The organism is Desulfobacula sp., from assembly GCF_030611305.1.
Classification (GTDB): Bacteria; Desulfobacterota; Desulfobacteria; order Desulfobacterales; family Desulfobacteraceae; genus Desulfobacula.
The window spans coordinates 1-6,209 of sequence record NZ_JAUWQB010000134.1; the positions used below are offsets into that span (position 1 = coordinate 1).

At 39.7% G+C, this 6,209-nt stretch carries 6 protein-coding genes; 4 read left to right on the forward strand and 2 right to left on the reverse strand.

The genetic code is table 11. The features are described from left to right. Nucleotides 1-2,218, forward strand: a 2,218-nt coding sequence (uvrA, locus tag QAI40_RS16450) for an excinuclease ABC subunit UvrA (protein ID WP_304511850.1), incomplete at its 5' end; no start/stop codon positions are given. Nucleotides 2,219-2,264: 46 nt separating this feature from the next. On the opposite strand, the gene QAI40_RS16455 is transcribed toward uvrA, so the two are convergent. After that, the gene (locus QAI40_RS16455; RefSeq protein ID WP_299983830.1) at nucleotides 2,265-2,831 is read right to left on the reverse strand and encodes a type I restriction enzyme HsdR N-terminal domain-containing protein; all 567 of its coding nucleotides are present in this window, start codon (nucleotides 2,829-2,831) and stop codon (nucleotides 2,265-2,267) included. A gap of 238 nt (nucleotides 2,832-3,069) precedes the next feature. Between QAI40_RS16455 and QAI40_RS16460 the strand changes: the two genes are divergently transcribed. From QAI40_RS16460 to map, 3 genes are read left to right on the forward strand one after another with little or no spacing between them, the layout of a single operon-like run. Beyond that, a complete protein-coding gene (locus QAI40_RS16460) occupies nucleotides 3,070-3,279 on the forward strand; it encodes a DUF4911 domain-containing protein (RefSeq protein ID WP_299983831.1) in 210 nt (69 codons plus the stop codon). Next, nucleotides 3,269-4,633 carry a tRNA (N6-isopentenyl adenosine(37)-C2)-methylthiotransferase MiaB gene (miaB, locus tag QAI40_RS16465; RefSeq protein ID WP_299983832.1) on the forward strand — a complete coding sequence of 455 codons (1,365 nt, stop codon included), beginning with the start codon at nucleotides 3,269-3,271 and terminating at the stop codon, nucleotides 4,631-4,633. The genes QAI40_RS16460 and miaB overlap by 11 nt, the downstream gene beginning before the upstream one ends. Further along, nucleotides 4,634-5,515 carry a type I methionyl aminopeptidase gene (gene map, locus QAI40_RS16470; RefSeq protein ID WP_299983834.1) on the forward strand — a complete coding sequence of 294 codons (882 nt, stop codon included), beginning with the start codon at nucleotides 4,634-4,636 and terminating at the stop codon, nucleotides 5,513-5,515. 184 nt (nucleotides 5,516-5,699) lie between these two features. Here the strand turns inward: map and QAI40_RS16475 are convergent, their stop codons facing one another. Next, a complete protein-coding gene (locus QAI40_RS16475; protein WP_299983836.1) occupies nucleotides 5,700-5,900 on the reverse strand; it encodes a cold-shock protein in 201 nt (66 codons plus the stop codon). Between the last annotated feature and the right edge of the window lie 309 nt (nucleotides 5,901-6,209).

Genomic DNA, 6,209 nt, shown 5'->3' on the forward strand with positions numbered 1-6,209 from the left:
TGATGTTGTTGTAGACCGACTGATCATTAAAGATGGTATTGAAAAACGCCTGACAGACTCCTTGGAACTTGCTCTTTCGTTGTCGGAGAGGCTTGTAACCATACTTGATCTGACCCGAAACGAGGAAACCCTTTTCAGTGAAAAAGCATCATGTGTTAAGTGCGGGGTCAGTTATCCTGAATTTACACCGGCGTCTTTCTCATTTAACTCGCCTCAGGGAGCCTGCCCCAAGTGCGACGGTTTAGGGTCAGTCACCCAGTTTGATCCGGATCTGATTGTCCCGGATCAAGCGCTTTCTTTAAGGCAAGGAGCGATAATCCCCTGGGAAAACAGGGATTCAGTTCAGTTTATGGAGTTTCTTGATGCCCTGGTTACCCATTATAAAGAAGATATTTATAAACCCTTCAAAGAGCTCTCTCCCAAATTCCAACAAATTTTGCTTTTAGGATCAAACAAAGAAGAAATACCATTTTATGTTGAAAGAATGGACAAAAAAATCGTTTATAAAAAAACCTTTGAAGGCGTGATTCCAAACCTGGAAAGACGGTATCTTGAAACAGACTCCAGCTATATGAGAGAAGAAATAAAAAAATTCTTGAATTTTAAAACCTGCTCTTTTTGTAATGGAACAAGACTCAATAAAGCATCCGGGTCTGTCAGGGTCGGGGATAAAACCATCTGGGAAATCACTTCTCTTTCCATACAACAATCAGTTCAGTATATCTCATCTTTAAGCCTTAAAGATAAAGACCAAATTATCGCAGCCAGAATTATCAAAGAGCTTGCGGAACGCTTGGGTTTTTTACAGGATGTCGGCCTTGAATACCTTAGTCTCGGCAGATCGGCTGCAACGCTGTCCGGCGGCGAAGCCCAAAGAATCCGTCTTGCCACCCAAATCGGATCTAAACTGACAGGGGTGCTTTATGTGCTGGATGAACCCAGTATCGGGCTCCACCAAAAGGATAATGCAAAATTATTGACCACCTTGATGAACCTTCGGAATCTTGGCAATACCGTATTGGTTGTTGAGCATGATGAAGAGACTATCCTTTCTTCCGATTATGTGATTGATATCGGACCTGCAGCAGGAATAAACGGCGGCGAGGTTGTTTTTGCAGGTCCTCCTGAAGAACTTATCAAATGTAAGACTTCATTAACCGGTCTTTATTTGTCCGGTAAAAAATATATTAAAATCCCTGAAAAAAGAAGAAACGGTATTGGAAAGTCATTAAGCATTTATCAGGCAAATTCAAATAATCTTAAAAAAATTGATGTCTCTTTCCCCATAGGATGTTTTACCTGTGTAACCGGTGTTTCAGGATCAGGAAAATCAACTCTTGTTTTATCCACACTTTATCAGATTCTTGCAAACAGGATCAACCGTTCCAGGAAAACTCCCGGCAGTTATAAAGATATCAAGGGCCTTGAACATATTGATAAGGTGGTTCATATTGATCAATCTCCCATCGGGAAAACGCCCAGAAGCAACCCTGGCACTTATACCCAGGTTTTTAATTATATCAGGGACCTGTTTTCCAAAACCCGCGAATCAAAAGCAAGGGGATACAAACCCGGCCGGTTCAGCTTTAATGTCAAAGGAGGCCGGTGTGAAGCCTGTACCGGTGATGGTATCATTAAGATTGAAATGCATTTTCTACCTGATGTCTATGTGGCCTGTGATGTCTGCAAGGGGAAACGATACAACAGGGAAACCCTGGATATCAGATATAAAGGTAAAAACATTGCCCAGGTTCTGGACATGACCATTAATCAATCGATTCGGTTTTTTGAAAATATCTCGTCTATCAGAACCAAACTTGCAACCCTCATAGAAGTCGGACTCGGATATATAAAACTTGGCCAAGCCGCCACGACCTTGTCTGGAGGAGAAGCTCAAAGAATAAAGCTGGCAAAGGAGCTGTCAAAAAAAGGAACCGGTAAAACCATCTATATACTGGACGAACCCACCACAGGGCTCCATTTAGATGATATTAACAAATTACTATTTGTTCTGAATAAACTGGTCGATTCAAAAAATACAGTGGTCGTGATAGAGCATAATCTTGATGTCATCAAATGTGCGGATCACATCATCGATCTTGGGCCTGAAGGTGGGGATAAAGGCGGAGAAATCGTTGCATTGGGAACACCTGAAGAAATCGCTCAAAATAAAAGGTCCTACACAGGCTATTATCTGAAAAAAATGCTAAACAAATAATTCAAGAAACAATTGCACAGATTGTCCTAAAAAAACCCGTAAATTCTTATTCAATGATACAGACATCTGAATCACAGGGACAGGCCCCATCAACCTCACAGGCATATGCAATTCTTGATGCCTGATCGAACATGGTTTTTTTAATCGGCTTAAATGAAAAAGATATCATATTTTCTTTTACAATCTCTTTATCAAGTAAATTTTCAAGCCCGGTAGCCATTACTTTTCCTGAATTCCCATCAAGAATCTCAGCATCCTCTCCATTGGTGACAACAACAATGGGGATCTGGTAAGGTTTAATTATTCTTGATACTGCCAGGGTAGAAAGTCTCCTGGTGACAAGGGAGCCGGGTGCATATTTTATCAGTGCAATGGTTTTCCCTTGATATTTGACAAGAAAATCAACTTTTATGGCAGCCTTTTTATGACCTGCGACAACCTCAAGGATTATATTGCTTTTAACATCTTTTTTTTCAAATCTGCCGTTTATTACAAGATTTTTTGCAATTTTTTGCCGGTATCTTTCATCAAGAGTGTCTGCTAAAACAGAACCGGTCAAAAAATCATTGAGTTTTCCGAGAACCAAATGATGGAGATTAGATTGATTTTCCATTTATGTTACCACCCTGGCTTAAGCTTAATGAAGCCGATTTATAAATATCACAGGTCGTTATAACTTTTTTTACTATTTCAATGTTAAGGATCCTGAAAGAAATTACAAGTTTTATTCATAGGATAGTTCGAGCATCTTACTCCTAATTTATTTTTTTTAGCAATTACAGGGTTAGCTATTTGAAGTTTTAAGCAATAATGATATATTAACTCGCTTAAAGAAAGCGGGAGTGAAATTTATGAAAACGGTCTACAAAGAATATATGGTTGATAAAACCAAAATCGGATTTATCCGGTTTATTTTTGAGGCCCATGAAGGTGTGGCGGTCGCGACAACCCTGGACCCCCAAAAGGGCCATATCAGGCTTGCAATCGCACCGGATCGTATGAAATCAGCCCAAATAATCGTTGAAGAGTTAAAAAAGGATTTTATGTTTAATGAAGTATAGTGGATATGCCTATATATATACTATTGGCTGTCAGATGAATGTATACGATTCTGAAAAACTGGCCTCAATTTTAAATTCTTACGGGTTTGAAAAAACCGATGATATGGATAAAGCTGACATTGTTGTTTGCAATACCTGTTCGATTCGGCACAAGGCAGAAGAAAAAGCATTTAGTTTTCTGGGCAGGTTTGCCAAAATTAAAAAAAGAAAACCTCATCTAATCACAGTCATGGCAGGGTGCGTGGCCCAGCAGGAGGGAAAAAAAGCATTTGATCGGGTTCCACATCTTGATATTGTCTTAGGTACCCAGGCATTTTCAAGATTTGGCCAGTATATTGATGCGGTAAAATCCGGAAAACAGAGAGTGGTGGATACTAAGGACTCCCAGATGATTTACGAATCCTTGCCGGATACCTCCTGTTTTGACGAAAATAAAATATCCAGATTTGTCACCATTATGCAGGGGTGTGATAATTTTTGCACCTATTGTGTGGTGCCTTATGTCCGGGGCAGAGAAAGAAGCCGTAAACCCGAAAGTATTGTAGAAGAAATCTCTTTACTTGCCAAGTCCGGTGTTAAGGAGGTAACCCTTTTAGGGCAAAATGTAAATTCCTATGGTCAAAAAGAAGGCCAGATTTCATTTGTGCAGCTTTTGGCTAAAATAAATGAAATAAACGGAATCCATCGGATACGATTTGCCACATCCCATCCAAAGGACCTTTCCATGGATCTGGTTTATGCCATCCGGGATCTTGATAAAGTCTGCAACCATCTTCATCTGCCGGTACAGTCCGGATCAAATAAAATTCTTAAAAAGATGAACAGAGGATATACCCGAGAGAAATATATGGACAGGATTTCCGACTTAAAAAAACAATGTCCTGATATTGCACTTTCAACAGATATTATTGTTGGGTTCCCATCGGAAACCAATGAAGACTTTAATGATACTATGAATCTTTTGCGTGAAATTGAATTTGATTCCATATATGCTTTTGCATATTCTGACCGATCATCCGCGCCTGCAGCAAAGTTTTCCGAGCAGATTGACGAAAAGGAAAAAAGGGAAAGGTTGAATAATCTCTTACAATTACAGGAACAGTATACTGGAAAGAAGAACAAAGAACTGATCGGGAAGACATTAGAAGTCCTTGTTGAAGGTAAAAGCGTAAAAAAACGGGATGGATTTAAACAGATCCTAGAAAATCTGGAACAGATGGTAGGACGGAATGAGTCCAATAAAATCGTGCATTTTCCATCCGAACATGTCAATATAGGCGATATTATCAAGATTAGAATTGAAGATGCATATCCCCATTCATTGTGGGGCCATCCTGTAGGAGCTTGGCTATAAATGAAAAAGAAAGCTGTAAAGATCGGGCGGAATACCCTCTGTCCATGCGGAAGCAAAAAAAAATATAAGAACTGCTGCCGAAACAAAAAAATAGAAATCAGCATAAAGGAAGAATACAAACGAAGATATGATATCCATTTAAAAGAATCCCACCAGATCGAAGGCATTAAAAAATGCGGGGAGCTTTTAATGTCAATTCTCAACCGGGTTGAAAAAATGATTAAACCCGGACTCAAAACAGAAGATATTAATATTTTTGTTCATGAAGAAACCATTAAGGCCGGAGCGATTCCGGCACCCTTAAATTACAGGGGTTTTCCCAAAAGTGTCTGTACCTCGGTCAATGACGTCATCTGTCACGGCATACCCGGCGACCGTGTTTTAAAAGACGGCGATATTGTCAATGTGGATATCACACCCGTACTTAACGGGTATTATGCGGATGCCAGCAAAACTTTTTTTGTGGGAACGCCTACTGAACAAGGGAAAAAAATTGTCAGTGTAGCTGCCGAATCCTTAAAAAGAGGGATTGAAACAATAGCTCCCGGTGCAACATTGGGAGATATCGGTTTTGCCATTCAAAGTTATGCAGAGTCTTGCGGCTGTTCTGTGGTTCGGGAGTTTGTCGGTCATGGGGTGGGTATTGATTTTCATGAGCAACCCCAGGTTCTCCATTTCGGGACCAGTGGGAAAGGGATCTGCCTTGTTCCCGGTATGGTGTTTACCATTGAGCCCATGATTAATCTAGGGAAAAAAGAGCTTCATGTACTTGAAGACCGGTGGACAGCAGTCACCGATGACGGGTCTTTGTCTGCACAGTTTGAGCAGACCCTGGTGGTAACTGAAAACGGATGGGAAAGCTTGACACCTTATGAGCTTTAAAAGCTTAGGAATTACTTTTTTCATCTAATTGAAAAATTGAGAGTCCTTTTTGCTTTTGTTCTTTTGATTGGGGGCAACGGATAGTTTTTCGCAAAAACAAAAAGCCTCTGGACGGTATCCCATCCAGGGGCTTTAATTTTTCAAGTCACCAAGATGACTCTTTTAAAACAAATAAAACGGTTAACTATAACACGGTTACATTTGTTGCTGCAGGACCTTTCTGTCCATCTTCGATGTCAAATGAAACACGGTCCCCTTCATTCAGAGATTTAAAACCTGTTGAATTAATACCTGAGTGATGCACAAATACATCTTTTCCGTCTTCCTGTTCGATAAATCCAAAACCTTTTGTGTCGTTAAACCATTTTACGATACCATTAGCCATGTTGGCAGTCTCCTGTAATAAAAATAAAAAATAATACCACTTTCTAACTTTAAGGGTAATACCACTTTTTTTTGTTGGGAATATACACCTTTAGGATGAAACCTCTGCGCTTTACATAAAACAGCGCGAATTTTGTTATATTATACGAATAACGGAAAAAGTCAACCACTAAATCTGGATATTTGCCATAAGAATCAAATTTTTATACATCTGCCATAAACCCGTTACGATCCAGGTTATCTTATCCGTCCAGTGCCTGAATAATTTTTTAAAGTTCTCAAAGGTCTTCCATTGAACAGCAGAAACTCG